At 73.0% G+C, this 24,548-nt stretch carries 24 protein-coding genes and 1 pseudogene; 16 read left to right on the top strand and 9 right to left on the bottom strand.

What is annotated here, in order from left to right; translation table 11 throughout:
- The first annotated feature begins 16 nt into the window (after positions 1 to 16).
- The gene (locus ACSSS0_RS09025; protein ID WP_487230855.1) at positions 17 to 1,015 is read left to right on the top strand and encodes an aminoglycoside phosphotransferase/kinase family protein; all 999 of its coding nucleotides are present in this window, start codon (positions 17 to 19) and stop codon (positions 1,013 to 1,015) included.
- Here ACSSS0_RS09025 and ACSSS0_RS09020 read toward each other — a convergent pair.
- The 4 genes from ACSSS0_RS09020 to ACSSS0_RS09005 all read right to left on the bottom strand — a co-directional run bounded on the left by ACSSS0_RS09020 (position 969) and on the right by ACSSS0_RS09005 (position 3,425).
- The gene (locus tag ACSSS0_RS09020; protein ID WP_487230854.1) at positions 969 to 1,607 is read right to left on the bottom strand and encodes a hypothetical protein; all 639 of its coding nucleotides are present in this window, start codon (positions 1,605 to 1,607) and stop codon (positions 969 to 971) included. The two genes, ACSSS0_RS09025 and ACSSS0_RS09020, sit on opposite strands and share 47 nt — an antisense overlap.
- Before the next feature lie 85 nt (positions 1,608 to 1,692).
- The gene (locus ACSSS0_RS09015) at positions 1,693 to 2,493 is read right to left on the bottom strand and encodes a pentapeptide repeat-containing protein (protein WP_487230853.1); all 801 of its coding nucleotides are present in this window, start codon (positions 2,491 to 2,493) and stop codon (positions 1,693 to 1,695) included.
- Positions 2,490 to 2,969 (bottom strand): hypothetical protein, encoded by a 480-nt coding sequence (locus ACSSS0_RS09010; RefSeq protein ID WP_487230852.1) that lies wholly within the window; start codon positions 2,967 to 2,969, stop codon positions 2,490 to 2,492. The genes ACSSS0_RS09015 and ACSSS0_RS09010 overlap by 4 nt, the downstream gene beginning before the upstream one ends.
- A gap of 60 nt (positions 2,970 to 3,029) precedes the next feature.
- Complete coding sequence (locus tag ACSSS0_RS09005) at positions 3,030 to 3,425, bottom strand: DUF2237 family protein (RefSeq protein ID WP_435984329.1); 396 nt, start codon at positions 3,423 to 3,425, stop codon at positions 3,030 to 3,032.
- A gap of 41 nt (positions 3,426 to 3,466) precedes the next feature.
- Between ACSSS0_RS09005 and ACSSS0_RS09000 the strand changes: the two genes are divergently transcribed.
- The 6 genes from ACSSS0_RS09000 (at position 3,467) to ACSSS0_RS08975 (ending at position 10,036) form a co-directional block, all read left to right on the top strand.
- Complete coding sequence (locus ACSSS0_RS09000) at positions 3,467 to 3,913, top strand: hypothetical protein (RefSeq protein WP_435984330.1); 447 nt, start codon at positions 3,467 to 3,469, stop codon at positions 3,911 to 3,913.
- 56 nt (positions 3,914 to 3,969) lie between these two features.
- On the top strand, positions 3,970 to 6,138 hold the full coding sequence (locus tag ACSSS0_RS08995) for a penicillin acylase family protein (protein WP_487230851.1): 2,169 nt from the start codon (positions 3,970 to 3,972) through the stop codon (positions 6,136 to 6,138).
- A 114-nt stretch (positions 6,139 to 6,252) separates the two neighbouring features.
- Positions 6,253 to 7,527 carry a hypothetical protein gene (locus ACSSS0_RS08990; protein ID WP_487230850.1) on the top strand — a complete coding sequence of 425 codons (1,275 nt, stop codon included), beginning with the start codon at positions 6,253 to 6,255 and terminating at the stop codon, positions 7,525 to 7,527.
- Positions 7,528 to 7,641: 114 nt separating this feature from the next.
- A complete protein-coding gene (locus tag ACSSS0_RS08985; RefSeq protein ID WP_487230849.1) occupies positions 7,642 to 8,067 on the top strand; it encodes a hypothetical protein in 426 nt (141 codons plus the stop codon).
- Between the two features lie 48 nt (positions 8,068 to 8,115).
- Complete coding sequence (locus tag ACSSS0_RS08980) at positions 8,116 to 9,198, top strand: DNA polymerase IV (RefSeq protein ID WP_487230848.1); 1,083 nt, start codon at positions 8,116 to 8,118, stop codon at positions 9,196 to 9,198.
- 40 nt (positions 9,199 to 9,238) lie between these two features.
- Positions 9,239 to 10,036 (top strand): phosphatase PAP2 family protein, encoded by a 798-nt coding sequence (locus tag ACSSS0_RS08975; RefSeq protein WP_487230847.1) that lies wholly within the window; start codon positions 9,239 to 9,241, stop codon positions 10,034 to 10,036.
- On the opposite strand, the gene ACSSS0_RS08970 is transcribed toward ACSSS0_RS08975, so the two are convergent.
- A complete protein-coding gene (locus tag ACSSS0_RS08970) occupies positions 9,998 to 10,441 on the bottom strand; it encodes a MarR family winged helix-turn-helix transcriptional regulator (RefSeq protein WP_487230846.1) in 444 nt (147 codons plus the stop codon). The two genes, ACSSS0_RS08975 and ACSSS0_RS08970, sit on opposite strands and share 39 nt — an antisense overlap.
- Before the next feature lie 145 nt (positions 10,442 to 10,586).
- Between ACSSS0_RS08970 and ACSSS0_RS08965 the strand changes: the two genes are divergently transcribed.
- Positions 10,587 to 11,810 carry an MFS transporter gene (locus ACSSS0_RS08965; RefSeq protein ID WP_487230845.1) on the top strand — a complete coding sequence of 408 codons (1,224 nt, stop codon included), beginning with the start codon at positions 10,587 to 10,589 and terminating at the stop codon, positions 11,808 to 11,810.
- On the opposite strand, the gene ACSSS0_RS08960 is transcribed toward ACSSS0_RS08965, so the two are convergent.
- Positions 11,726 to 13,372, bottom strand: a complete 1,647-nt coding sequence (locus ACSSS0_RS08960) for an FAD-binding dehydrogenase (protein ID WP_487230844.1) — start codon at positions 13,370 to 13,372, stop codon at positions 11,726 to 11,728. The two genes, ACSSS0_RS08965 and ACSSS0_RS08960, sit on opposite strands and share 85 nt — an antisense overlap.
- A gap of 105 nt (positions 13,373 to 13,477) precedes the next feature.
- Here ACSSS0_RS08960 and ACSSS0_RS08955 point away from each other — a divergent pair, with 105 nt between their 5' ends.
- Complete coding sequence (locus ACSSS0_RS08955) at positions 13,478 to 14,314, top strand: alpha/beta fold hydrolase (protein WP_487230843.1); 837 nt, start codon at positions 13,478 to 13,480, stop codon at positions 14,312 to 14,314.
- Between the two features lie 24 nt (positions 14,315 to 14,338).
- Here ACSSS0_RS08955 and ACSSS0_RS08950 read toward each other — a convergent pair whose 3' ends face one another.
- Positions 14,339 to 14,566: a mycothiol transferase gene (locus ACSSS0_RS08950; protein WP_487230842.1), complete on the bottom strand. Its 228-nt coding sequence runs from the start codon at positions 14,564 to 14,566 to the stop codon at positions 14,339 to 14,341.
- Between the two features lie 19 nt (positions 14,567 to 14,585).
- A pseudogene (locus ACSSS0_RS08945) lies at positions 14,586 to 14,762 on the bottom strand (mycothiol transferase); the annotation flags it as partial.
- A 258-nt stretch (positions 14,763 to 15,020) separates the two neighbouring features.
- Here ACSSS0_RS08945 and ACSSS0_RS08940 point away from each other — a divergent pair.
- From ACSSS0_RS08940 to ACSSS0_RS08930, 3 genes are all read left to right on the top strand, one after another.
- A complete protein-coding gene (locus ACSSS0_RS08940) occupies positions 15,021 to 15,629 on the top strand; it encodes an ATP-dependent Clp protease proteolytic subunit (protein WP_435984341.1) in 609 nt (202 codons plus the stop codon).
- Positions 15,626 to 16,237 (top strand): ClpP family protease, encoded by a 612-nt coding sequence (locus tag ACSSS0_RS08935; RefSeq protein WP_487230841.1) that lies wholly within the window; start codon positions 15,626 to 15,628, stop codon positions 16,235 to 16,237. Before ACSSS0_RS08940 ends, ACSSS0_RS08935 begins: the two co-directional genes overlap by 4 nt.
- Positions 16,238 to 16,450: 213 nt before the next feature.
- Entirely contained in the window at positions 16,451 to 18,529 is a 2,079-nt protein-coding gene (locus ACSSS0_RS08930) for a hypothetical protein (protein WP_487230840.1), read from the top strand.
- Between the two features lie 47 nt (positions 18,530 to 18,576).
- Here ACSSS0_RS08930 and ACSSS0_RS08925 read toward each other — a convergent pair whose 3' ends face one another.
- On the bottom strand, positions 18,577 to 20,952 hold the full coding sequence (locus ACSSS0_RS08925; protein WP_487230839.1) for an ATP-binding protein: 2,376 nt from the start codon (positions 20,950 to 20,952) through the stop codon (positions 18,577 to 18,579).
- Positions 20,953 to 21,184: 232 nt separating this feature from the next.
- On the opposite strand from ACSSS0_RS08925, the gene ACSSS0_RS08920 reads away from it, so the two are divergent.
- The 4 genes from ACSSS0_RS08920 (at position 21,185) to ACSSS0_RS08905 (ending at position 24,548) form a co-directional block, all read left to right on the top strand.
- Positions 21,185 to 21,616, top strand: a complete 432-nt coding sequence (locus tag ACSSS0_RS08920) for a hypothetical protein (protein WP_487230838.1) — start codon at positions 21,185 to 21,187, stop codon at positions 21,614 to 21,616.
- A 119-nt stretch (positions 21,617 to 21,735) separates the two neighbouring features.
- Positions 21,736 to 22,485, top strand: coding sequence for a D-Ala-D-Ala carboxypeptidase family metallohydrolase (locus ACSSS0_RS08915; RefSeq protein WP_487230837.1), 750 nt, complete (start codon positions 21,736 to 21,738; stop codon positions 22,483 to 22,485).
- 2 nt (positions 22,486 to 22,487) lie between these two features.
- A complete protein-coding gene (locus ACSSS0_RS08910; RefSeq protein WP_487230836.1) occupies positions 22,488 to 23,582 on the top strand; it encodes a peptidoglycan recognition protein family protein in 1,095 nt (364 codons plus the stop codon).
- A gap of 12 nt (positions 23,583 to 23,594) precedes the next feature.
- Positions 23,595 to 24,548: a phage tail tip lysozyme gene (locus tag ACSSS0_RS08905; protein WP_435984349.1), complete on the top strand. Its 954-nt coding sequence runs from the start codon at positions 23,595 to 23,597 to the stop codon at positions 24,546 to 24,548.

The following is a 24,548-nucleotide window of genomic DNA, read 5'->3' as shown; positions in this document are numbered from 1 at the left end:
CCGTGATGACGCCGTGATGACGCCGCCGCCGGACTTCTCCACGGACCTGCTGGTCGTGGCTCTGCGCGAGATGTGGGGTCTCGACGTCCGCGAGATCGGCTATGCGCCAGTCGGTTTCGGCAGCCACCACTGGCAGGCCGTCACGGTCGACGGCGCGCGCTGGTTCGTGACCCTCGACGACTACGCCGGTGCCGGGGCCGACGTCGAGCGCGGCGCCGCCCTCAGCGCGGCGTTCCGCACGGCACGGGCCCTCGCCGACGCCGGGCTCGGCTTCGTCGTCGCACCGGTCCCGGCCCGGGACGGCTCGGTCCCCTTCGAGCTCAGCCGGCACCGGTGGGTGTCGCTGACCCCCTGGACCGACGCGCCGCGCCTCTCGTCGCCCCCGCAGCAGACGGCGGACGACCGGCACGCCGTGACCGAGGTGCTGGGGCGGCTGCACGCGGCCACCCCCCACGCCGTCGGTGTCGCCGGCACCGACGACCTGCGTCTGCCAGAGCGCGACCTCCTCGACCGGGCCCTCGCGACCGACCTGCCACCCGGCGTCGGCCCCTACGGCGCCAGGGCCCGTGATGCCCTCGCCGAGCAGGCCGACGCGGTGCGGCGCGCCCTCGCCGTCTGGGACGAGCACGCGGTCCGGGCCCACGCCGAGCGCGACTCGTGGGTCATCACCCACGGCGAGCCGCACTGGCGCAACGTCCTCTCCGGCGCCGACGGACTCCACGTCGTCGACTGGGACACCGCCCTGCTCGCGCCCGCGGCCCGCGACCTCTGGCACGTCGCGGGCGCCGAGGGTGCCGGCGCCGACGAGGTGCTCGCCGACTACGCCGCACTGACCGGACGGCCCGTGACGACCGACGACCTGCGGGCCCAGGCGTTGCGGTGGGACCTCACCGAGGTGGCGCTCTACGCCGCCCGGTTCGGCCGGCCCCACGCGGACGACGCCGACGGTGAGATCGCCTGGGGCGGCTTCACGGAGTCGTTGTCGTCGGTCGGGGCGCGGGGGTCGGCAGCGTGAACGTCGTCGCCAGCGCACCGTTGACGAGCGAGAGCAGGATGCCGGTCTCCTGGCGGATGACGGCGTAACGGCTCTGGGCCACGGGCGAGCTCGCCGACGCCTCGTCGGACGCGGCGCGCGCGAAGAGCCCGAGCGAGGCCAGCCGGCCGTAGTAGCTCGGTGCGTCGAGACCCGGCGGGGGTCCGTTCGCGCCGAGGCGGCCGAGGTGCTGGGCCATGAGGTCGAGCTGGAGCGCGGCAGCGTTGCCGGACAGGGTCATCCGGTCGAGCAGGCGCACGTCGACGACGAGGTTCGAGTAGTCCGCCAGCGCAGCGGGACGGTTGAAGACGGTGCTCGTCGTCAGGCTCGGTCGCGGGAGCGCCGTGACGGTGACCGTCGGGGTGGCGACGACCGTCGTCGTCGTCACGACGGTCGTCGTCGCGGTCACGGTGCGCGTGTCGATCTCGGTCACCGTCACCGTCTCGGTCGGCACCGGCGTGCCCGTGGAACCGGCCGCCTGGCTGAGGTCGATCTCGGGCTTGCCGGACGAGCACCCGCCGAGCGCGAGCGCAGCTGACAGCGCCAGCGCTGCGGCAACCTCGACTCGGCGCACGATCGGCTCCAGTGCTCGACGTGGACAGTGGGTCGATTGTCATCGTTGCACCGTCCCCGTGGGAGCGAATGCGCGAATCGTCCGATCAGGTGCGCGCCGCCGCGAGCTGCGGGCGCGTCAGGAAGAGCGCTCCGTCGAGCCGTGCCCCGCGCAGGTCGGCGTCGCGCAGGTCGGCGCCGAGCAGGTCGGCCCACCGCAGGTCGGCGTCCCGTAGGTCGGCCGCGATGAGCAGCGCGCCCCGGAGGTCGGCCGTGCGCAGGTCGCGGCCGCGCAGGTCCGCGGCGACGAGGTCGGCCCCGGCCCGCAGCCGTCGAGGAGGAGTGCGTATGCCGTCACGCCGCCTCCGCCGGTCGCGTGCCGTGGCGCTCGCGGTCCGCAGCAGGCCACCGACGCGGGACCGCACGGCGACGAGGTCCACGGCGAGCAGCTCGTCGGGGGAGCCCGCCGTCGACCTCCTGACCTCCTCGGCGGCCGCCGTGAGCCCGGCGCGCGTCGCCTCGTCCGGGTCGAGCGCGAGGGCGTCGCCCAGGTGGGCGAGCATCTCGTGCAGCTGTCGCATCACGGGCAGGACGGCATACATCGTCGGGGCGGTCTCGGGGGCCTCGCGCCACGAGACACCGCCAAAGGTGACCTGCGAGACCTGCTGGCCCGCCCCGAAGCAGTCGAACGTCACGCACCCGCGCCACCCGCCCTCGAGCAGCCGGTCGTGGATGCCGCACCGGTGGTCGGCGAGGAGGTTGCGGCACGGCTCGCCGCCCGCCTTGTCGACGGGGAAGTCCGCCGACCGGGCGAAGGGGAGCGCCACGCAGCAGAGGCCGAAGCACCGGGAGCAGTCGGCCTCGAGCGCGGGGGAGTCGTCGGGGAGCTCGTCTGGGCTCGTCGTCACGGCAGCTCGTTGCCGACCATCGTCGTGCGGTCGGTCCCGCCGCCCTCGGCGGGGGTCTCGTAGCGGACCGGCATGCCGGGGTAGGCCGGGGCGAACCAGAAGGTCGCGCGGCCGGCCTCGCCGTCGTCGACGGTGTAGCGCAGCGCGTCGACGGTGCCGAGCGGCAGCTCCACCGGGTCGGCGGCGACCGTCACGAGGGACTCGGGGAAGGACGCGTGTCCCTGGAGCTCGAGCCAGGTCGTGCGCGCCTCCTCGATCTCGCCGACGCGCCGCCCGTCGGGCCCGATCCTCCAGCGCTGCAGCGTCGCCCCCTCCTCGTCGGGGGCCACGAACCGGTTGACGCGCTGCCACGGGGGCCCGTCGGCGGGCTCGACGAGGAGGGTGATGGTGCGCCCGTCGGGGCACCCCGCCCGGATCTCGTCGGCCGTGAACGGGGTCGGCGCCGTGCCCGGTGCGAGCACGTGGGGATCGCTCATCCCGTCAGTATCACCGGCTGTCGGGCACCTCGTCACCGTCGAGGTCGACGGACGTCGCCGTCAGAGAAGCGAGCTCGGGTCGTCCGGGATGTCGGCGGCATACGACTGGAGCAGCTGGAGCGGCACGACCTCGAGCGCCCGCTCGTGCGTGGCCGCGAGGAAGACCGGCGCCGCGGCGCCGTCCTGGTGCGCCTCGAGCCAGCGGCTCGCGACGACGCACCACCGGTCGCCCGGCGTCAGGCCGGGGAAGCGCCACTCCGGACGTGGGGTCACGAGGTCGTTGCCGACGCTGCGCTGGTGCTCGAGGAACTCGGTCGTGACGACGACGCAGACGGTGTGGCTGCCCCGGTCCTCGGGCCCCGTCGTGCAGTAGCCGTCGCGGTAGAAGCCGGTCACCGGGTCGGTGCCGCACGCCTCGAGCTCACCACCGAGCACGTTCCGTTCCCGCGCTGCCATGAGCCAAACCTAGTGGCCGAGTTGCTCGCTAGGCTGGCTCCATGCTGGGGATGAAGGAGTACGAGCAGGACTACATCGACGCCTGCCGGTCGCGGGTCGAGACCCAGGTCGTGATGTTCCACGAGGTCGCGCAGGCTGCGCGCGACCACGGTGACGCCGACGTCTCCCACCTCGAGGGCGCGCTCGAGTCGCTGGAGTACGAGTACTTCAACAACATGCTCATCGTCCTCGACGGCTACTTCGTCCACCGCCTGCGCGGCGTCGAGGGCAAGGACGGCAACGCGCTCAACGAGGTGCGGGTGCTCGCGCGCTCGCTCATGGAGAACGGCGGCACCGTCATGGCCGACCCCCAGATCCGGCTCGACCCGGCGCACAGCATCCTCGGCCTCGAGGTCGGGGCCCCCATCACGCTGACGCTCCAGCAGTACCGTCGGATCTCCGACGCCTTCCTCCGGGAGATCGAGAGCAAGTTCTCGCGCAACGACTAGCCGGGCAGTCGTCGCCACGCCCGTCCGAGAAGTCCCGAGGTCGAAGGAGATCCGCCGTGTCCCGCGCCCCGATGCCCGCCGAGGTGCGACGTGACGCCGTCGGGGTCCCGCACCTGCGCGCCGGCGACGTCATGGAGCTGGCCCGCCTCCAGGGGCGCATCACCGCCCTCGACCGAGGGTGGCAGATCGAGCACCACCGCTGGCGGATGGAGGGGCGCACGGCCGAGTACGTCGGCCCCGACGGGCTCCCCTGGGACCGGTTCGCCCGGCAGGTGCTGCTCGAGCCGACGGTGCGGCGCTGCTTCGAGCGGCTCGACCGCGAGACGCGGACGTGGCTGACGGCCTACGTCGACGGCGTCAACGACACGCTCGCCCAGGGGCTCGCGGGGACGCCCGAGGTCGCGCTGCTCGGGCTCCAGTCGTATGCCGCCGCGCCCCGTCGGTGGCAGCCGTGGACACCCCTCGGCATCTTCTGGGGCATCCACCTGCTCTTCGGGACCTTTCCGGCCAAGCTCTTCAACGCCCACGTCGCCGACCGCCTCGGCGCCGACGCCCTCGCGATGTTCAACGCCGAGGGCGTCGAGCGGGCGGAGGCCTCGGGGAGCAACGCGTGGGTCGTCGGTGGGGACCGGACGGCGAGCGGGCTGCCGCTCGTCGCCGGCGACCCGCACCGCACGGTCGAGCTGCCCGGCTGCTACCAGCAGGTCGGCCTCGCCTGTCCCGAGTTCGACGTCGTCGGCTTCACCTTCCCCGGGGTGCCCGGCGTGCAGCACTTCGCCCACACGGGCACCGTCGCGTGGGGCATCACGAACGCCATGGCCGACTACCAGGACCTGACGCTGGAGTCGCTCGGCCACGTCGGTCACGGGCCCGACGGGTCGCCGCTGCTCAAGGCGCGCGGCATCGACGGGTGGGAGCCGGTGCGCTCCACGACCGAGACGCTGAGGGTGCGGGGCGAGGCCGACGTGACCGTCCCCGTCGTCGTCACCTCGCGCGGGCCGATCGTCACGGGCCTCGAGGCCGAGATCGAGCGGCTCGTCGCCGAGGCCGAGGCGCCGCCGCAGTGGACCGACGAGAGCGTCCAGCCGCGGCGGGCCCACCCGGCCGCGCACAGCCTCCGCACGCCCACCCACGTCGAGGAGGACCTCGGCTTCGGCGCCCTGCTGCCCCTGCTCCGCGCGCGGACGGTCGCCGACGTCGAGGAGGCCCTGTCGCGCTGGGTCGAGCCGGTCAACAGTGCTCTCGTCGCCGACGACACGGGTCGCGTCCGCCACCTCGTGGTCGGCCGCGTGCCCGAGCGCGACGAGGTCGGCGCAGTGCTGCCCGTGCCCGCCTGGGACCCGCGGCACGTGTGGCACGGCTACCGGCGCGGACCTGCCGTCGACGTGCCCGACGTCATGGTCAGCGCCAACGACAGGGCCAGCGGCGGCGGGCTCGGGGTGGAGTACGCGACACCCTTCCGGGCCGGCCGCATCCGCGAGCTCATCGAGTCGGGGCAGCGGCTGACCGTCGACGACTGCGCGGCGATCCACGTCGACACCCGCAACGGGCAGGCGGACCTCATGCGCGAGCTCGTCGAGGCGGCAGACGTATCGGGCGCCGCCGCCGACGTGCGCTCCGAGCTGCTCGCGTGGGACGGCCACAGCGACACCGGCAGCCGTGGCGCGGCGCTCTTCGCCGCCTGGCGCACGGCGCTCGTGCGGTGGTTCTCCGAGCACCCGGCGCTCGCGGCGCTGCACGAGCCGAGCGGTCACTCACGCATCTTCGCGGCGTGGACCGACGTCGTGACGCAGATCGGGGTGGGCTGGCACTCGATGGCGCACCTCGGGACGGCCTACGGCATCGACGTGGACGAGGGCGTACGCGTGGCGCTCGACCGCGTCGCGGCGCAGCGCGACGCGCTGGGGACGTGGGGCGAGCGGCACTGGCTCGACCCGGTGCACGCGCTCGACGCGACGGGCCGGGCGCCCCGGGTCCGGCGCGACCCCGTCGGCGGCGACAAGGGCTGCGTCCTCGCCGCGGCCAGCGCCCCGGGCGTCACCGACCACTGCTACGGCGGACCGGTGGCTCGCTACGTGTGGGACCTCGCCGACCGTGACGCGAGCCGCTGGGTCGTGCCCTTCGGGGCGAGCGGCGACGCCCGTGACCCGCACTTCGCCGACCAGACGTCGGCGTGGCTCACCGGCGGGCTGCACCCGGTCCGACCGTCGGGCGGCACGGGGTAAAGGAGCACTTTGCCCTTCTTTTACTATTTGCGGTACAAAACGTGACTTTACGTCGTACTGTTCTCGCGTAGGTCCCTCGAGCAGGCCCCGCGAACAGCAGGAGTGGTGAGTCCGGTGACGACGAGCATGACGCCCACGCACGGCGACCCGTTGCGCCACGGCTCACGGTCCGTCGCCGACGGTGACCCCGAGCGCTGGCTGCCCGACCCGTCCTGGCCCGTGCCTCCCCGTGGGTGGCAGCTCTGGGCGGCCGCCGGCTCGAGCGCCCGTCCGGGACGAGCCGGACATGTCGGCGTCCGCCGGTCCGGGGACGAGTCGGAGCCCCACACCCGGGCCTCGATGGACCACACTGACGACGTGACGTCCGAAATGCCCCGTTTGGCAGTTCTCGAGGAAGCCTCGTTCACGCTGCCGACCCGTCCGAGCGCCCTGGTCGACCTCGAGCGGGTCGACCTGCTTGCCGACCGTCCCGCGCGACGGGTGCCCGAGGGTGCGGTCGCGGGCTTTGCGGTCCTCGGTGCGCTCGTCCTCTTCAGCTGCCTCGTCGGCGGCCTGACCGGCGGCCTCATCGTCATCGGCGTCTCGACCCTGCTCGCGGCGAGCGCCGCCCTCGTGCGAGGCCACCTCTCGCTCTCGCAGGTCGGGGGCCAGCGCGGCGCCGGGCTGCTCCTCGGCGCGGCCGTCACCGCCCTCATCGTCGGCTCGGTCGCGACGCACGACCGCCGGCCCGGCGTCGAGGTCCTGCCGAACGCGCCCGTGCCGGTCAGCTCCGAGCGGGTCACCGACAGCCACACGGCGTATGCCGCCGTCCCCTCGTCGCAGTCCTCCTCCTCCGTCGCGTCCGTGCCCCCCTCGCCTCGCGCGGTTCGGGCGGCCCGCTCCACGGACGCACCGGGGGCGGCAGCCCGCCCGACGCCGGTCGAGTCGGCCGCGTCGGACGCGTCGGACGAGTCGGCCGTCTCCGTCTCGGACGTGACCCCGGCACCCAGGCCCCGGGCTGACGCCTCGGTGCTGGCCTCGGGCCCCGCGGCCAGCGGCCAGGCCCTGACCCTCAAGCCCGACGCGCTGAGCCCCGCCGCGGTCGCACCGTCCGGGGGCACGGACCCGAAGGGTCCCAAGGCCGACAAGGCCGGCAAGGCCGGCAAGGCCGGCAAGGCCGGCAAGGACCCGAAGAGCCCCAAGGCCTCCACGGCCGCCAAGGACTCGAAGAAGGGCTCCGCCAAGAGCAAGGGCGCCAAGAGCAAGAACGCCACGCTCCCGACGCTGTCCGACGCCGGCATCGGCGGCTCGGGGGCGGCGACGACGTCGGTCACCGGCTTCTCGGTGACGCCCGGGATGCGAGCCGACGCGGCGCGCCACCAGGGCGTCGCGACCCTCGCGGCCCGCTGACCGTCCGCGTCGGGCCTGCCCCGAGGCGCCGGTGCCCCCGCCACGGGGCCACGCCCGATCGAGGTGCTCTCCGGTGGCCCGGACCTGTGCCACAGTGACCTCGTGGGGAATTCAATGACCCGGGCCACGATCATCTGGTTCGTCGGTGCCGCGGTCGTGGGCGCGATCGCCGGTGGCCTGCACCTGCTCCGTTCGGAGATCGGTGGCGCACGCACCGGGCTGCCGCTCGCGGTGTCCGCCTTCGCGCTGACCGTCCTCGCGGCCGTCATGCTCTTCCACGGCGTCATGCTCGCCGCGCGCGAGCAGGACGCCGCGGCCGGCCCCGCGCCCCGCTTCGCGGACGAGCCGCAGGACGAGCTCGCGTACACGCAGGACGAGCCGGGCCTCGCACGCCGAGCCTTTGCCGAGGCGGCGCCCGACGGCGTCGACATGGACCAGGCGTCGACCGACGGTCCGGCGGTGTACACCTTCCGTGGCGGCAAGCCGGTCGGCGACCGGTCGCACCGCCCGAGCCGGCGCGACCGCTCCTCCCGCAGCTGACGGAGCCGAAGCGGCCGGCCCGTCACACCCTCCGGGCACAATGACCGGATGAGCGCGGGCCCCACCCACTGGGTGCTGCACGTCGACCTCGACCAGTTCATCGCGGCGGTCGAGGTGCTGCGCCGACCCGAGCTCGCGGGCCTGCCGGTCATCGTCGGAGGCCGCGGCGACCCCACCGAGCGGGCCGTCGTGTCCACGGCGAGCTACGAGGCCCGTGCGTTCGGCGTCGGGTCCGGTATGCCGCTGCGCCTCGCCGCACGCAAGGTGCCCGACGCGGTGATCCTGCCCGTCGACGCCCCCGCCTACACCGAGGCCTCCGAGCAGGTGATGGACGCCCTGCGCGGCCTCGGCGCGGTCGTCGAGGTGCTCGGCTGGGACGAGGCCTTCCTCGGGGTCGACACCGACGACCCCGAGGAGTTCGCCGGCCGGGTGCGCGCGGCGGTGCTCGACGCGACGGCGCTGCACTGCTCGGTCGGTATCGGTGACAACAAGGTGCGGGCCAAGATCGCGACCGGCTTCGGCAAGCCGCGCGGCGTCTTCCGGCTCACCCGCGACACCTGGTTCGAGGTCATGGGCGACCGGCCGACCATCGACCTGTGGGGCGTCGGGTCCAAGGTCTCCAAGCGTCTGGCCGGCCACGACATCCACACGGTGCGCGAGCTGGCCGACGCCGACGAGTCGGTCCTCGTCGGCGAGTTCGGTCCGCGCATGGGGGTCTGGTACTCCCAGCTGGGGCGCGGCATCGGGTCGGCCGTCGTCGACGACACGCCGTGGGTCGCCCGCGGGCACAGTCGTGAGACGACGTTCCAGCGCAACCTCACCACGCCCGAGGAGGTGCGCGAGGCGGTGCGCGACCTCGCGTCGCAGGTCTTCGACGACACCGTCGAGGAGGGCCGGCCGGTCTTCCGCGTCACCCTCAAGGTGCGTTACGCGCCCTTCTTCACGCAGACGAAGGCCCGCAAGCTCCCGGCGCCGACGAGCGAGCGGGCCGACGTCGTCGAGGCCGCCGTCGCCCTCGCCGAGTCGCTCGACCCCGCACGCGAGGTGCGGCTGCTCGGGGTCCGCGCCGAGATGGTCATGCCCGACGGGGGAGACCCGGTGGAGCGCACCCCCGTGCGCGGTCGGCTCTGAGCGTTCGTCGCTCTCATCTTCATCGCCTACGGTCGTCCGCATGCCTTCTCCAGCTGACAGCGCGATGGACGTCGGGCGGCGGTCCGGCGGCGGACGGGCTGCCGGCGTCGTGCCGACCGTCGCCGTCGTCGTGGCCGTGGTCGCGCTGCTCTTCGTCGTCCGCGACGCCACCTACAGCGCCACCGCATCGGGCGCCGCGGCGCTGCCGTCGGTCGTCGGCGGTGTCCTCGAGGTCGTGGGCGAGCTCGGGCTCGTCGTCCTCGCCGGCGTCGCGGTCGTGCTCACGTGGCGCGCGCGTTCCACGGGTCTGGAGCACCTCGCGGTCGCCGTGGTGGCCGCGGTCTCGACGGTCGCCGCCTACGTCCTGAGCGAGGTCGTCAAGGGGTTCGTGCGCGAGGAGCGGCCGTGCCGGACGCTGTCGGTGCCGACCGTCGCGTCGTGTCCCGCCGCCGGTGACTGGTCGTGGCCCAGCAACCACGCGACCATCGCGGGCTCCCTCGCCACGGCGGTGGTCGTCCTCGCCCCGGTCTGGTGGCGGCTCGTCGTGCCGCTCGCGCTCGCGGTCGGCGCCTCACGGGTGCTCACCGGTGCCCACTACTGGCACGACGTCGTCGCCGGCCTCGCGGTCGGGGTGGTCGTCGTGTGGTTCGGCACGTGGGCCCTGGCGCCGGTGGCGCACCGTCTCCTCGCGCGGTCGGTCGCGTCGGGTCCGCCGGGATGGCGCCGGGCCGTCGGCCAGGGCTACGTCCCGAGGTATGCCGCGGGCGAGGTCGAGCAGGACGTCGACGGAGTCGTCGGGTCAGACCGTCGCGCCCTGCAGGAACCCGACGAGGGCTGACAGCTCGGGCACCTCGCCGGCGCTGCGGAGCGACTCCTCGAGCACGGCGTCGTGCGTGGGCGCGGCCTCGCGGTAGAGGGCCCAGCCGGCCTCGGTGAGCTCGGTGTAGATGCCGCGCCGGTCGTCGGCGCAGAGCACTCGCGTCAGCAGGCCGCGGTCCTCGAGCCGGTTGACGAGCCGGGTCGTCGCCGAGGACGAGAGGGCGGCGGCGCGGGCGAGCTGGCTCATCCGCATGTGCCAGCCGTCCTGGCGCGACAGCGCGTCGAGCACCGTGAACTCCACGACGGACAGCTCGTGGCGCCGGACCAGCTCGCGCTCGAGGGCGCCCTCGATGTGACCGTGCAGCGCAGCGAGGGTGCGCCACCCGGAGGCGCGCACCTCGACGGCGGAGTCAGCGATACCCATGGGCCCATCATAACGCGCGTTTGCAATATGCCGCGTCTGCAACTAACGTCCGTCGGGTCACATAGTTGCACACGCGGCATACCGGCGACAGCAGAGAGGCTCGGACAGGCGACCGCACCCCGTTCCGGAAGGACAGGCACCACCCATGCCACTCGGTCTCATCGCCCTCGCCCTCGGCGGCTTCGGCATCGGCCTGACGGAGTTCGTCATTGCCGGCCTCATCAGCACGGTCGCCACCGACATGGGGGTCAGCATCCCCACGGCCGGCTACCTCATCAGCGGCTACGCCCTCGCGGTCGTCGTCGGCGCGCTGGGCCTGACGCCGGTCCTCGGGACCTGGCGCCCCAAGCGCGCGCTCCTCGCGCTCATGGTCCTCTTCGTCGTCGGCAACGCCCTGTCCGCCGTGGCCTCCGGCTATGGGATGCTGCTCGCCGGTCGCGTCGTCGCGGCGCTCGCGCACGGTGCGTTCTTCGGCATCGGCTCGGTGCTCGCCGCCTCGCTCGTCCCGGCGGACCGTCGGGCCGGCGCCATCTCGATCATGTTCGGCGGGCTCACCCTCGCCAACGTCCTCGGCGTGCCGCTCGGGACGTTCGTCGGACAGCAGTGGGGCTGGCGCGCGACGTTCGCGCTCATCGCCGTCGTGGGGGTCGTCGCGGCCGCGGGCATCGCGCTCCTCGTGCCCGATGCCGGTGAGTCCGCCGGAGGTCATGCCACGCTGCGCGCCGAGCTCGCCGCCTTCCGCAACCGTCAGGTGTGGTTCTCGCTCGCGATGACCGTCCTCGTTTTCGGCGGCATGTTCGGCGCCTTCATGTACGTCGAGCCGCTCCTGACCCGCGTCACCGGGTTCGACGAGTCGGCGGTGCCGTGGCTGCTCGTGCTCTTCGGGGTCGGCCTCTTCGCCGGCAACCTGCTCGGTGGCCGGTGGGCCGACCGTGCGCTGACCCGGACGCTCGTCGTGCTGACGCTCGCGCTCGCCGTCTCGCTCGTCGCGTTCGCCCTGCTCGCGGGCAGCATGGCGGGCTCCGCGGCCATGCTGCTCGCGATGGGCTTCTTCGGCTTCGCGACCGTGCCGGGCCTGCAGATGCGGGTCCTCGAGCACGCATCCGGGGCATCGACCCTGGCGTCCTCGGCCAACATCGCGGCCTTCAACGTCGGCAACTTCCTCGGCGTCTGGGTCTCGGGTCTGGCCATCGGCGCCGGCCTCGGCTGGACCTCCCCGCTCTGGGTGGGTGCGGTCTTCGCGACGCTGGGACTGGCCGTCCTGCTCGCCGCGACCCGGCCCGGTCAGAGCGCGGCGGCCACCGAGCGCCCGGCGGTGCGGCCGCTGAAGAGGCAGCCGCCGAGGAAGGTGCCCTCGAGGGAGTTGTAGCCGTGCATGCCGCCGCCGCCGAAGCCGCTCACCTCGCCCGCGGCGTACACCCCGGGCAGCGGCTCGCCGCCGGCACGCAGCACGCGGCCGGCGAGGTCGGTCTCGAGCCCGCCGAGCGTCTTGCGGGTCAGGATGTTGAGTCGCACCGCGATGAGGGGGCCGGCCTTCGGGTCGAGCAGCTTGTGCGGTGTCGCGACGCGGATCAGCCTGTCGCCGCGGTAGTTCCGCGCCCCACGGATCGCGGTGACCTGGGCGTCCTTGGTGAAGTCGTTGTCCATCTCGTTGTCGCGCGCGACGATCGTGCGCCGCAGTGACTCGACGTCGATGAGGTCGTCGCCGGTCAGGGCGTTCATGCCACGGACGAGCTCGTCGAGCGTGTCGGCCACGACGAAGTCCTCGCCGTGCTGCTTGAAGGCCTCGACCGGGGCGGGGGCGCCCTTGCGCGCCCGCCCGAGCACCTGCCGGACGTCCTTGCCGGTGAGGTCGGGGTTCTGCTCCGAGCCGGAGAGGGCGAACTCCTTCTCGATGATGCGCTGGGTCAGCACGAACCACGAGTAGTCGTGGCCGCTGCGCATGATGTGGCCGAGGGTGCCCAGCGTGTCGAAGCCGGGGAAGTAGGGCGCCGGGAAGCGCCGACCGCGCGCGTCGAGCCACAGCGACGAGGGCCCGGGCAGGATGCGGATGCCGTGGTTGTCCCAGACGGGGTCCCAGTTGCGCAGGCCCTCGGTGTAGTGCCACATCCGGTCGGGGTTGATGACGTGGCCGCCGGCGGCCTGGGTGATGCCGAGCATCCGACCGTCGACGTGGGCGGGCACGCCGGCCACCATGCGGGCCGGGGGCGACCCGAGACGCTCGGGCCAGGCCCGCCGCACGAGGTCGTGGTCGCCGCCGATGCCGCCGCTCGTCACGATCACGGCCTGGGCCGTGATCTCGAAGTCGCCGACCTCCTCGCGGCTGCTCGGCCGACCCCGGTCGACGCCGTCCGGCGCGAGGAGGTGACCGCGTACGCCGGTGACGGAGCCCGCGGTCTCGACGAGCTCGTCGACGCGGTGGCGGAAGGCGAGGGTGACCCGGCCGCTCGCCACGGCCGCGCGGACCCGCCGCTCGAAGGGCTCGACGAGCCCGGGACCCGTGCCCCACGTGATGTGGAAGCGCGGCACGGAGTTACCGTGCCCGTCGGCCCGGCCGTCACCGCGCTCGGCCCAGCCGACGACGGGGAAGAGGCGGTGGCCCTGCTCGTGCAGCCACGCGCGCTTCTCTCCGGCGGCGAAGTGGAGGTAGGCCTCGGCCCACTTGCGGGGCCAGAAGTCCTCGTCGCGGTCGAACTGGGCCGAGCCCATCCAGTCCTGCGTCGCGAGCTCGAGGCTGTCCTTGATCCCCATCCGCCGCTGCTCGGGGCTGTCGACGAGGAAGAGGCCGCCGAAGCTCCAGAAGGCCTGGCCGCCGAGGGACTGCTCGCCCTCCTGGTCGACGAGCACGACCCGCTTGCCACGGTCGGCGAGCTCAGCGGTGGCGACGAGACCGGCCAGGCCGGCTCCCACGACGACGACGTCGGCATCCATGGTCAGAGCATGCCACCAGTCGACGGCGTTCTCGCCGGGGGCGCGTCGGGTACGGCCCCGGTGCCCTCGTGAGGGACGGGGGCCACCAACCGGAAGGAGACGTCCATGACCGACGTCACCGCAGACCAGGGCCTGGTCCACGACGTCAAGATCCACGTCGAGGACTCGGGCGGCGACGGGCGTCCCGTCGTGCTCATCCACGGCTGGCCGCTCTCGGGCGCGTCGTGGAGCGACCAGGTGCCCGCCCTCTCCGAGGCCGGCTACCGGGTCATCACCTACGACCGCCGGGGGTTCGGCGACAGCGACAAGCCGCACGGCGGCTACGAGTACGACACCCTCGCCGACGACCTCGCGAGCCTCCTCGAGGCGCTCGACCTGCGTGACGTCACCCTCGTCGGCTTCTCGATGGGCGGCGGCGAGGTGGCGCGCTACGTCGCCCGGCACGGCCAGGGACGCCTGCACAGCGTCGTCTTCGCCGCGGCCGTGCCGCCCTACCTGCTCCAGACCGATGACAACCCGGACGGTCCGCTGACCGAGGACGCGGCGAAGGAGATGGAGGAGGGGGCCAAGGGAGACCGCGACGCCTTCTTCGACCAGTTCACGACGCAGTTCTTCTCGGCGAACGGCGAGCTCAAGGTCACCGAGGACCAGCGCCAGCAGGCGATCGCGCTCTGCCGGCAGTCCGACCAGCGGGCACTCCTCGGGTGCATGCAGGCCTTCGGCACGACCGACTTCCGTGACGACCTCGCGAAGATCACGGTCCCGGCCCTCGTCGTCCACGGCGACTCGGACGCGACCGTGCCCTTCGAGGGCTCCGGCCGCCGGACGCACGAGGCGCTGGCGCAGAGCGACCTCGTCGTCATCCAGGACGGCCCGCACGGCATCAACACGAGCCACGCGGCCGAGTTCAACCGGGCGCTGCTGGACTTCCTCCAGAAGTGACCTGACCTCGACGGCGCCCCCGGCTCACTGGCCGGTGGCGCCGTCGACGCACTCCCGGAGCAGGTCCGCGTGGCCACAGTGACGGGCGTACTCCTCGATCATGTGCACGATCACCTCGCGCAGGTTGATCCGCGTGCTGGGGTCGACGCTGACGAGGTCGAGCGAGCCGGCCTGCTCCACGAAGGCCTCGGCGTACGCCACCTCCTCGCTCGCGCCAGCGCGCCCACGCGTCCTCGACGACGGCGTCGTCACCGACGGCACCGTTGAAGTCGGCGTCGCGGTCGTCCGGCGTGCGGTAGAGCCGTAGGACGTCCTCGCCCGCCATCGTCCGCCGGAACCAGTTCCGCTCCACCGCGGCCATGTGTCGCACGAGTCCCAGCAGCGAGAGCGTCGACGGCGGCACCGACCGCATCGCGAGCTGCTCGGCGGTGAGCCCGGCGCACTTCATCTCGAGCGTCAGGCGGTAGTTCGCGAGGTAGTCGAGCAGGGTCGTGCGCTCGTCCGCGAGCAGCGCCTCCTGCGACCGCGGGTCGTCCTCGGGGTCGACCCACATGTCTGGATAGGTCTTTCCGGCCATGCGACCCATCGTCGTGCCCCGGGACCGCGCGCGCCAACGGGATTTCGGGAGGGCGGCATACGCTGTCGGCGAATCTGCCCGTGGCAGAGGGGGACTCCCATCCGGCGACCGTCGGGTCACGCTGGGTGCATGACCGAACCACTCACGCCCTCGCCGCTCGACGACCAGCTGTCGATGCAGCTGCTCCACCAGCGGATCATCGTCCTCGGGGCGGAGGTCGACGACCCGATCGCCAACCGGATCACCGCCCAGCTGCTCCTGCTCTCGGCCCGCGACCCCCGCGCCGACATCAGCCTCTACGTCAACAGCCCCGGCGGTTCCGTCACCGCCGGCCTCGCCATCTACGACACGATGCGCCTCATCCCCAACGACGTCTCCACTCTCGCAGTGGGATTCGCGGCCTCGATGGGCCAGTTCATCCTCGGCGCAGGCACGCCCGGCAAGCGCTTCGCGCTGCCCAACGCGCGGATCATGATGCACCAGCCGTCCGCGGGCATCCAGGGCACGGCGGCCGACGTCGAGGTCCAGGCCGCCAACCTCAAGGCCGTCAAGCGCCGGGTCAACGAGCTGCAGGCCGAGCACACGGGCCAGTCCGTCGAGCAGATCACCCGGGACAGCGAGCGCGACCGCTGGTTCAGCGCGGAGGAGGCGGCGGCATACGGCATCGTCGACCACGTCGTCAGCGCCCTCGCGGACGTCCGGCCCGGCGGCGCCGAGCGGAAGGTGGGACTCCGGTGAGCAGCTACACGATCCCCTACGTCATCGAACGCACCCCGGCGGGCGAGCGCAGCTTCGACATCTACAGCCGCCTGCTCCAGGAGCGGATCATCTTCGTCGGCACCGAGATCGACGACGGCGTCGCCAACGTCGTCATGGCCCAGCTGCTCCACCTCTCCTACGTCGCCCCCGACCGCGAGGTGTCGCTCTACGTCAACAGTCCGGGCGGCTCGTTCACGGCGCTCATGGCCGTCTACGACACGATGCAGCTCGTCCAGACCCCGGTCGCGACCTACTGTCTCGGACAGGCGGCCTCCGCCGCGGCGGTGCTGCTCGCGGCGGGGGAGCCGGGGCGCCGCTTCGCCCTGCGTCACTCCCGGGTCCTGCTGCACCAGCCCTCCGCCGGCGGTCAGGGGACGGTGAGCGACCTCGCCCTGCAGGCCGACGAGCTCCTCCGGGTGCGGGCGCAGGTCGAGGAGGTGCTGAGCCGTCACACGGGCCGCTCGGTCGACCAGCTGCGCCTCGACACCGACCGCGACAAGGTGCTGACGGCACAGCAGGCCGTGGAGTTCGGGATCGTCGACCACGTCATCGAGCGGGCGACGGAGGCGGTGCCCGTCGAGGGGTGAGGCGGAACGGGCGAATCCGTGGACAGGCCCGGGGCGGTGGTGCAAGAGTGCTGAGTGCAAGGCCGAGTGACCCGGCGCCGAGGGCCCTCACGCGTTTGTCCATCCCTCGCCCGCCCCCGGCCCGCCCACCGTCCGACAGCGACGGGCCATGCCCCGGACGGGCTCCACTTCCTCGAAGGGGAGCTCATGGCTGGTTCACGTAGGTCGCGCCTCATGCGCATCAGTTCCATCTCCGTCCCGATCCTCGCCCTCGCCGCCCTCGGGCTGCCGGCGACCCAGGCCCAGGCCGAGTCCGGCTCGAGCGCCCACCTCGTCGGCACGTCGGCCGCGGCGACGGGGGCCTTCACCCCCTCCGGCAGCGGCGACGCCACCGACGAGGAGTTCATGGGTGAGCCCGACGAGGCCGACGGCGACGCCGGGCCGCCCGCCTACCCCGGCGTCATCACCGACCGCAGCCTGTCGAGCGGTCACGGCAGCGGGGTCGGCATCTCCGTCAGGAGCGGCCAGAAGGCCAAGTCGAACCCCCAGCTCGGGACGTCGTTCGAGGGTCTCAACCTCTTCCAGCAGCGGTATGCCCGTGGTGGCAACCAGTTCACCGTCGAGCCGCCGGACCAGGCCCTCTGCGTCGGCAACGGCTACGTCCTCGAGGCCGTCAACGACGTGCTCAACGTCTACGACAAGCAGGGCTCCTCGGTCCTGCCGGACAACACGGCGACCAACGTCGTCAGCGGCTTCCCGACCGACGTCCACCACGCCGTCGACCTCAACTCGTTCTTCGGCTACGCCCCGGCGATCAACCGTGCCACGGGCGTACGCGCCCAGAACATCACCGACCCCGTCTGCCTCTACGACGCCGCCACCCAGCGCTTCTTCGTCGCGGTCCTGACGCTCGAGACGACGCCTGCGGGTGCCCTCACCCTGCAGAACCACATCGACATCGCCGTGAGCCGGACGTCCGACCCCCGTGGCTCGTGGAACATCTTCACGTTCGACGCGACGAACGACGGCACCGACATCGGCGGCACGGGCGGCAACGCCGGACCGTACCTCGGCGACTACCCGCACATCGGTGCCGACGCCAACGGCATCTACGTGACGACGAACGCCTACCCGTGGAACGGCAGCGGCTTCGCCGGCGCCCAGATCTACGCCCTGTCCAAGGCGCAGCTCGCGGCCGGTGCCGCCACCGTCTCGATGCAGCACCTCGACACCTCCGGCACCGTCCCGCTGCCGAGTGACGCGGGTGCCACGCAGCCGGGCTTCACCGTCTGGCCGGCCCAGTCGCCCGGGACGGGCTCCTACGAGCTCGGGGCGAACGGCACGGAGTACCTCCTCAGCTCCACGGCCGCCGACGAGGCCACCCACCCCGTCCACGGCACCGGCGGCAGCTACGTGTCGAGCACCGTCGTCGTGTGGGCGCTGACCAACACGGCGTCCCTCGCCTCGGCGACGCCCGCGCTGTCGCTCAGCAACAAGGTCGTGCCGTCGGAGACGTACGCCATCCCGCCCAGGACGAAGCAGCCCGGAGCCGGGACCGCGCCGACCACGGCGACGCCCCAGGGCCACTGCATCAACGACACGACGACGCCGACCATCGCCGGCACCGGGTGCTGGAGGCTGCTCTTCGCTGGTGAGCCGGCGCACGACGAGGTCGTCTCGAGGCCGGACTCCAACGACACCCGCATGCAGCAGGTCATGTATGCCAACGGCAAGCTGTGGGGTGCCCTCGACACCGCGCTCAACCCCGACGGCGGCACCCAGCGCGCCGGGATCGCGTGGTTCGTCGTCAAGCCGTCGGTCGCCGGGGGCTCCGTGTCGGCGAAGATGGCGCTGCAGGGCTACCTCGGCAAGGCCGGGGCCGACCTGACCTACCCGGCCATCGGCGTCACGTCGAGCGGACGCGGTGTCATGGCGTTCAGCTACACCGATGCGACGACGTACCCGAGCGCCGGGTATGCCGCCATCGACGCCCTCGCGGGCACCGGGCCCATCTCGATCGCCGCAGAGGGCAAGGCCACCGACGACGGGTTCACGAGCTACACGTCCCAGGTCGGCAACCCGCCGCGCACCCGCTGGGGTGACTACGGCGCTGCGGCGGTCGACGGCGGCTCGGTGTGGATCGCCAGCGAGTACGTCGCCAGCGCGTGCGACTACACGACGTGGGGCGGCCGCTTCTTCGGGGCCACCACCGGCGACAACAAGCTCGGCACGTGCGCTGCCTCCCCGGGGGCGGCGGGGTCGCGCACCGCGCTCGGCAACTGGTCGACGCGGATCAGCCAGGTGACGCCGTAGCGGCGTCGGGCAGGGAGGGGTGGCGGTGGCGCAGGGAGGCGCCACCGTCACCCGGTTCCCAGCAGCTGGTGGGCCTCCGCGACCGCCCGCCACTCGCCGCGCCTCATGTGGATCCGCAGCGCTGCGTGCCAGTGCTGCTCGGCCTCCGCGCGACGACCGAGGCGGAGCAGGGCGAGACCGAGCCGCTTGCGCAGGCTCGCCTCCCACTGGCCCGAGTCGGCGTCGTCGACGAGGGCGAGCCCGTCGGTGAGGATGCGCAGCCCGACGTCCGGCTCGCCGGCGACGACGTGCCAGTAACCGAGCTCCTCGATGGCCTCCGTCAACCCGGCCCGGTCCCCGATCTCGTGGAAGATGGCGACGCTCCGCTCGAGGTGGGTCCGTGCCTCGGCGTGCTTGCCGGTGTCGCGCAGCAGGACGCCGAGGTTGACCGCTGCCATGGCGACCCCGCGCGTGACCCCGACCCGCGCGTAGAGCTCGAGGGACCGGCGCTCGTGGGCGACGGCGGTGACGAGGTCACCCTCCCGAGCGGCCAGGAGGCCGAGGTCGCGGTGTGCGGCGGCCAGCGCCCGGGTGTCGCCGAGGCGCTCGCTGATCCGTCGGGCCCGCTCACGCAGAGCGACGGCCTCGGCCACCCGGTCGAGACGACCGAGCAGGATCGCCTCGGTGCCCAGGGCCGCGGCCTCGGCGCGCACGGTGCCCGCCCGGCGGAAGACGTCGACCGCGTGACGGGCCTGCGCGAGGGCGGCGTCGTGCTCGCCGCGTCCGCTCAGAGCCAGGGCGAGGTCCTCGTGGAGGTGCCCGCTGACGGTGGCGTCCCGCTCGGTCGCCGCGACTGCGAGGGCCAGCATCTCGGGCCAGCCGGCGATGTCGACGCGCGTGACGAAGTAGGTGATGAGGCCGAGCGCGAGCCACGGCAGCCGTGACCGACCGGCTGCGGTGGACTCGGCGACCGCGACGGCCAGCGCGGTGAACTGGTCGGCGTCCGCGACGAGGGCGTCGAGGCAGTCCATGGGGTCGGTCAGCGAACCCGACGGCGCGACGAGCGCCTCGAGGTCCACGCCCTCCGGGGTGGCGCGGCAGTGGTGCCGGGTGCGCCAGGCGACAGCGACGTAGAAGGCCAGGAGGCGGTCGACGGCGGCCGCCCGCTCGTCCGGCGTGAGCTGCCGCTCGGCCCGCTCCCGTGCCACCGCGTGGACGAGGTCGTGCACGCGGTAGCGTCCTGGGCCGGTGGCCTCGACGAGGCTCACGTCGGCGAGGCGCTCGAGCGCCGTGGCCGTGGCCTCGGCCGGGAGGTCGACGAGGCTCGCCACGGCGTGGACCGAGAGGCCCGTCGCCGGGAGCAGGCCGCACCACAGGTGGACGCGTGCCGCGGCGACGTCGACGGGGTCGTCGCTCGCCTCGAGGTTCTCGACGGAGAGCGCGATGTTCGAGCGCACCGCGAGGTCGCCCGTGCACAGCTCGCTGAGGCAGGTGCGCGCCTCCGTCAGCCGGGAGGCCAGGAAGTCGAGGGGCCAGGTGGGGCGGGCCGCGAGCCGCGAGCCGACGATGCGCAGCGCCAGGGGGAGTCCGCCGCAGGCGCGCGCCAGCTCGGCTGCGGCGCGGGGGTCCTGAGCGAGGCGCTCGTCACCGACCAACCGGCCGAGCAGCCGGCGTGACTCGTGCACGGGCAGCACGTTCAGGGTCACGTGGTGGGCGTCGACGATGCCGGCGAGCGAGCGTCGGCTCGTGATCACCACGGCGCATCCGGGAGAGGCGGGGAGCATCGGCTCGACCTGTGCGGCGTCCGCGGCGTTGTCGAGCACGATGAGCAGCCGGGAGCCCGACACGAGCGACCGGAAGATGGCGGCCGCCTGGTCGACGTCGTCGGGGACCTCGCCCGCGTCGCCACCGAGGGCGCCGATGAGGAAGGTCAGCCCGCGCAGGGCCGTCAGCGGGGCCCGGGTGTCGTGCCCGCGGAGGTCCAGGTAGAGCTGGCCGTCCGGGTAGTCGTCCACGACGCTCGAGGCCGCCTGGACCGCCAGCGTCGTCTTGCCGAGGCCACCCATGCCGACGATGGCGACGAGGACCGGGGAGTCGCGGTGCTCGGGACGTGCGAGCAGCCCTGTCACCAGCGCGAGCTCGGTCTCGCGGCCGGTGAAGGACGGGCCGCGGGCCGGGAGCTGGCGCGGCACCCGGCTGCGCTGTGCGGCGCGGCTGGGGAGGGCCCGTGCGGCGGACTCGACGAGGGTGCGCCGCTCGTCCGGGCCGAGCCGGAGGCCGGCAGCCAGCAGGTCGACCGTGTCGGCCCGTGGGTGCCGCCGCTGTCCGCGCTCCAGCGCACTGATGCCCTCGACGCTGAGACCCGACCGGTCGGCGAGGGCCTCCTGCGTCAGGCCGGCCTGCTTGCGCAGTCGTCGCAGAGCCGTCCCGAAGTCTCCGTCCATACCGTCCCCTGATGCGGTTGGGGGCCACGGCGACGTGACCCACGAGAGCGAAGACGGGACCTGTCGAGGTCCCGCCTTCGCATCGTGGGGGAGGTGCGCCGTCCCCGCAACTCGGACGACCGATGTCCGGCCCCGTTGTCCGGGTTGTCCGTGGGACGCGCTGCCCCGCGCCGCGACGGTGGGACCACGGGCCACCACCAGGGAACGGCCCCGGACGAAAGGCTCCACCCGGATGAACCTGAAGAAGAAGGCGCTTCCCCTCATGGTCGGCGCGGTCGCCCTCCCGGCGCTCCTCCTCGGCCCGACCGGCTCGGCGTCCGCCGCGACCAACCGGTCCGACGCCTGCGGCACGAACGCGTGCGGCAGCACGACCCTGTCGTTCCAGAGCGCCTACAAGACCAGCGTGAACATGAGCGTCAAGGACCCCTACTGCAACGGCTACAACGGCTACATCCACCTCAAGGTCTGGCACACCGACGGCACGTACACCTACACGACCAAGCGGTACGACACGACGGGTGGCAACGCCTGCGACGGGCTCTACACGTCGTACAACGGCCTCTCCTGGACCGACTCCAAGCGGATCAGCCGCATCGAGGCCCGGGTCGGTGACGACTCCGGCTGGTCGCTCGTCGGCAACTCGGTCGACAACCCCTACACCTGACCGTTCCCCCCCTGCGCCGAGTGCATGGGGAGTGCTCCCCATGCACTCGGCGCGCGGTGACGGCGCGCCTCCGACAGTCTCGACATGCAGGACCAGGCATCTCACGAAAGGGAAATCGCATGCGCAGGAACCGACTGACCCACGTCATCGCCGCCGTCGCCCTCGCTCTCGGAGGCCTCGGCGTCGCGACGGCCACGGTGACCGCCACGGCACCGGCCGCCCACGCCGACGAGTGCTACTCGTGGCCCCGCACCCTCGGCGCCGGCACCTCCGGTGCCGATGTCACCCAGCTCCAGATCCGCGTCGCCGGCTGGGTGCCGCGCGGCCAGGTCATGGGCATCGACGGCTCCTTCGGGGCACAGACCAAGACAGCCGTGGCGAACTTCCAGAAGGCATACGGCCTCACGTCGGACGGCATCGCCGGCCCGGCGACCTTCTCGAAGATCTACGCCCTGCAGGACCCGGACTGCACGCCCGTCCACTTCACCTACGCCGAGGCCAGCTACAACTGCGGCCGGGGCTTCACGGGCACGGCGGCCAACAAGGAGAACATGAAGCGGGCCCTGTGGCGGGCCGAGGCGCTGCGCCACCAGCTCGGTGACCACCCGCTCAAGGTCACGTCGGGCTACCGCGACTCGACGTGCAACGCATCCGTCGGCGGCGCGAGCAACAGCGTGCACCTGAGCGGCGGCGCCCTCGATCTCGTCCCGGGCGACAGCGCGACCTCGATCTGCAGCATCGCCAAGCAGGCCCGCTACGCCGGCTTCGGCGGCATCTTCGGCCCGGGCTACCCCGCGCACGACGACCACGCCCACGTCGACATCCGGACGAGCATCGCCTGGGACGCCGACGCGTGCGCGGGCTGGTGACGGTGAACCCCGCACCCGGCTTCGGCCGTCGCTCCCTCCTCGTCGGCGCCCTCGGCGTCGGCGCGGCGGGAGCGCTCGGCGTCGCCAAGGCGACGCCCTCGAACGCCGCCGCCACGGCCGTCGCCCGTCCGGCCATCGCGTCGTGCGCGACGTGGGGCGCCCAGCCGGCGACCGGCACGGTCAGCATGACCGGGCCGCCGCAGAAGATCCTCGTGCACCACACGGCCTCGGCCAACACGACCGACTACTCGCAGGCGGCGGCACACTCCCTCGCCCGCAACATCCAGCAGTGGCACTTCGCTCGTGGCTGGATCGACTCGGGTCAGCAGTTCACGATCAGCCGCGGCGGCTTCACGATGGAGGGTCGCCACCGGTCGGTCGAGGGGCTCGGCTCCGGGTCGAGCACGGTCTTCCCGCTCGGCGCGCACTGCACGGGCCAGAACTCGACGTCGATCGGCATCGAGAACGAGGGCACGTACACGACCGCCCTGCCGACGACGGCGCAGTGGAACGCGCTCGTCACGCTGTGCGCGTACCTGTGCCAGACGTACGGCCTCGGGCCCGAGGACATCTACGGCCACCGTGACTTCCTCGACACGGAGTGCCCGGGAAACGCCTTGTACGCCAAGCTTCCACAGCTCCGCTCCGAGGTCGCGACCAGGCTCGGCACGAGCAACCCGCCACCGGCACCGACCCGCACGTGGCCGACGCTGCAGCAGGGCAACAGCGGGTTCCGGGTCACCACGGCGCAGTACCTGCTGCGCCACTCGGGCCGCAGCCTCACGGTCGACGGAGCCTTCGGCTCGGGCACCAAGGCCGTGGTCGTCTCCTTCCAGCAGGCGAAGGGGCTGACGGCCGACGGGGTCATCGGCGCCGCGACGTGGGAGTCGCCGCTCGCCGTCACGTGCACCCAGGGCCAGACCTCCGACGCCGTGCGCGGGGTCCAGACCGCGCTCACCGCGCAGGGGTATGCCGTCACGGTCGACGGCGTGTTCGGCTCTGGCACCGCCTCGGCCGTCAAGTCCTTCCAGACCGCCCACGCCCTCGACGCCGACGCGGTCGTGGGCCCCAACACGTGGAGCACGCTGCTCGCGTAGATCGGAGGAACCATGAAGACCAGCACCACCCGAAGGAGCCTCGCCGGGCTCCTCGCAGCTGCGGCCGTCGCCGTCCTCGGCGTCGTCGCGGCCCCGAGCGCCCTGGCCGCCTCGAACGACGAGATCGCCTTCGACTACTTCGTGTCCAAGGGCCTGACCGAGCGCCAGTCCGCGGGCATCGTCGGCAACCTCATCCAGGAGTCGGGCAGCCCGATCAACCCCTATGCCAACCAGCCGAGCGGCCCCGGCATGGGGATCGCCCAGTGGAGCGAGGGCGGACGCTGGGACACCGACTCCCGCGACAACATGGTCTGGTACGCCGGGCTCAGCGGTCGCAGCCGCTACGCCCTGGCGGCCCAGCTCGACTTCACGTGGTACGAGCTGTCGACGTTCTCCTCCTACGGTCTCGCCGACCTCAGGGCGTCGACGTCGGTGAGCACGGCCACGACCGTCTTCATGCAGAAGTTCGAGCGGTGCGGCACGTGCGCGACGACCCAGCGCATCGCGTACGCCAACGACGTGCTGGCCAGGTACGGCTCGGGCGGCACGGGAGGTGGCACGACGGAGACGAGCCTCCCCGTCCTGCGCAGCGGCAGCAGCGGCACCGCCGTGCGCACCCTGCAGTTCATGCTCCGGGCATCGGGTCGCAGCGTGACCGCCGACGGGTCCTTCGGCCCCGCAACGGACTCCGCGGTCCGCAGCTACCAGTCGGCCCACGGGCTCACGGTCGACGGCGTCGTCGGCAACAACACGTGGTACTCGCTGCTGCCGGTGCTGCGCCAGGGCGCGAGCGGCGAGGCGGTCAAGGGTCTGCAGCGCGAGCTCGTCGACGCGGGCTACTCGCTCACCGTCGACGGCTCGTTCGGTCCGGCGACGTACTCCGCGGTGCGCGCGTACCAGTCGAAGACCGGCCTCGTCGTCGACGGTGTGGTCGGCAACAACACGTGGGGCAGCCTCGTCGACTGA

This window comes from Terrabacter sp. R4-6 (genome assembly GCF_057529065.1).
Note: the sequence above shows the minus strand (reverse complement) of the source record. Positions and strands in the feature narration are given on the sequence as shown.